The organism is Mesorhizobium sp. M7A.F.Ca.CA.003.01.2.1 (assembly GCF_003998945.1).
In the GTDB taxonomy this organism is placed as follows: Bacteria; Pseudomonadota; Alphaproteobacteria; order Rhizobiales; family Rhizobiaceae; genus Mesorhizobium; species Mesorhizobium ciceri.
Genome location: NZ_RZRA01000814.1, coordinates 1 through 2622 on the forward strand (window position 1 = coordinate 1; position 2622 = coordinate 2622).

The following is a 2622-nucleotide window of genomic DNA, read 5'->3' on the forward strand; positions in this document are numbered from 1 at the left end:
CGAGACCCGCCAGCAACTGTTCGACCTGTTCGACGCGTCGATCGTGGACATGCTCCGGCAGCGGGGAACGGAAATCGAACGCACCATGTCCGATTTCGAGCGCCGCCTATGGTTGCTGGCGCGCGCCGAGCTTCCGGAAGCGAAATTCCACACCGACGGAATTGCCCGGTTCGATCATGACGGGAAAACGTGGTCGACCGCTTGGCCCCAAGCGGACGAGCAAGGTTGGCAATTTTTTCGTTTGGGAGACGGAACACTGGCCGATCGCCTGGTCGAGGTTGCCCGCACACGCGACCTACCGGAAACGAAACTTGCCTTCGACTACAAGGTCTACCGAGCCGACGGCCAGCCCCGGCTTTCCGACCTTGAGCACGTCGGCGGCAAGAGTGGCTGGCTGAAGGTTTCACTTTTGAAGGCGGAGACCGCAATGGGATCGCGTGATAGCATTGTCATTGCGGCCGTGACGGACGACGGGCAGGTGCTGGCCTCCGAAACGGCCGAGCGCTTGTTCCAGATACCCGCATCCATCGCGGCGATTGATGCCGAATATCCGGCCAACCGCATGGCCGGGATCGACAGGGAAGCGTTGGGCGCTGCGCAAAAATCCGCCGAGGACGAAAACCGGAAATGGCTCGAAGAGGAAACCGTCAAGCTTGAAGCCTATGCCGAGGATCTCGAAAAATCGAATGACATACGTGTCAGGGAACTGGACCTGGAGGCGCGCAACGCCCGGCGGGCACTTCGGGCCAATCAGGCGATTCCGCTAGTCGAGAAGGTAGCGGAAGAACGCCGGATCAAGAAGCTTGAAGGCGAGCGGGATGACCTCAAAATGTCGACCTTCCAGACGCTCCGCGAAATCCGGAAGGAGGTCGACAGCAAACTCGACGAGGTCGCCGCGAAGCTGGCGATTACGCCCAAGGTAACACCATTGCTGACGGTGAGGTGGGAGGTGCTATCGGGGGGCAGCAGCCTATGGATGTCTTAGTCCAAAGTGCTGGAACGGCAGAAACGCTTGGCAATGCAGTCAGAGCATGGAGTGAACATCGCCCGTGTACAGGGTTCTGGGTAGCCGCAGCCTACGCCACTGTCTCGGGAGTTCGTGAATTGCTTGGCGCATTAACGATGATGGATGCGCCTGAAACGCATTGGCTCGTGGGGCTAGATGACTATATCACCCAACCCGGAGCTCTCAGGTTGATTCAATCTCTTCCTGGAGCGCAAATTCGCGTTGCAGGCCTCTCAAGCAAAGATGCGAGGTTCCATCCCAAGCTGTATTTTTTCAAGTCAACATCGAAGGAAGAGACCAACCTCCTAGTTGTCGGTTCGGCCAATCTGACTCGTGCTGCTCTCCGTAAGAATTGCGAGGCCAACGCAATTGGCACTGGAGGCAAGAATTCTACTGAAGCCTTTGATGCGGCTTGGTCGCAGTTGTGGAGCATCGGCGAGGAGCTTACAGCGGAGAAATTGAGCGAATACGAGCAAACCTATCTAAAGATTCGACCGCTCCGAGACGCTATCGCGCGACTGACCACAGGCAAGAATGAGAAAGAGCCTCCTGTAAAGAAAGCTTTAGATTCCGACCAAACCGAAGTAGATCCAGCGCTCGCCACAACGTGCTGGATTGAGGGTGGCAATATCACGTTGATGGGAAAGGAGCTTGAGTTTAAAGCGGAGCAAGCGCTTTTCTTTGGGCTTTCCTCAAACGGCGGAGAGGATTCATATTTCAATTTCAAAACCTCGGCAGGGACTGTCGCTAAACTCAAAATGCGGTATCAGCAGAATCACATGTGGCGACTTCAACTGAACGATGAAGTTCCTGAGGTGAAAGTCGGGCTCAGACCGAAAAATCCAGATGGCAGTTTGGGCAGGTCACCGTATGTCGCCGTATTTGAACGGACAAAAATTGGAGGCACCTTCGTACTCGGGTTCCTTCATTTGGAGTCCAAAGAATTTTCTAGGTTGAAACGTCAATCTGAAAGATATGGGGCGACTGGTAGCACCATCGCGCGGCAATACGGATGGTTTTAACGTCGGAAAAATGATGAACGGATCAAAAAAACTAGAACTAACTTGGGTTGGAAAAGGCTCATCGCCTTCGATCGAACCACGTATTCTGGTTCCAGATGATGATTTCTCGCATATCGCAAGCGAGAAGAAGACTGGGGATCTTTATGCGAACTCTCTGATTCAGGCCGATAATCTATTAGCGCTTAAATCCCTCCAAGACGAGATCGGAGGTATGGTGAAGTGCATTTTTATTGACCCTCCGTATAATACCGGATCTGCATTTGAGCAATACCAGGATGGTGTTGAGCATTCTCTTTGGCTAAATTTACTAAACGATCGAATTAAGCTTCTCTACAATCTATTGGAGCCAACCGGTTCCTTCTGGGTGAGCGTTGATGACAACGAAGCGCATTATCTGAAAGTTATGTGCGACGAGGTGTTTGGTAGAGGTAATTTTATCGCGAATGTAGTCTGGCAGAAAAAGTATACCGTTTCCAACGACGCTAAGTATTTCAGCGACAACCACGATCATATTTTGGTGTACGCAAAAGAGCGAGAACGTTGGTCCCCCAATCGCCTGCCCCGCTCTGATGAAATGAATGCACGATATTCAAA

2 protein-coding genes and 1 pseudogene are annotated in these 2622 nt (G+C 52.7%); all 3 read left to right on the plus strand.

What is annotated here, in order from left to right:
• Window positions 1-985: pseudogene (locus tag EN969_RS25985) on the plus strand (helicase SNF2); the annotation flags it as partial.
• Window positions 973-2028 (plus strand): phospholipase D-like domain-containing protein, encoded by a 1056-nt coding sequence (locus tag EN969_RS25990; protein ID WP_082826468.1) that lies wholly within the window; start codon window positions 973-975, stop codon window positions 2026-2028. The pseudogene EN969_RS25985 and the gene EN969_RS25990, both read left to right, overlap by 13 nt.
• 13 nt (window positions 2029-2041) lie before the next feature.
• The coding region (locus EN969_RS25995) for a site-specific DNA-methyltransferase (RefSeq protein ID WP_164758494.1) at window positions 2042-2622 on the plus strand (581 nt) is incomplete at its 3' end.

Coding starts and splice junctions, on each gene's coding strand:
- EN969_RS25990 (WP_082826468.1), top strand. CDS start 973: ATGGATGTCTTAGTCCAAAGTGCTGGAACGGCAGAAACGCTTGGCAAT.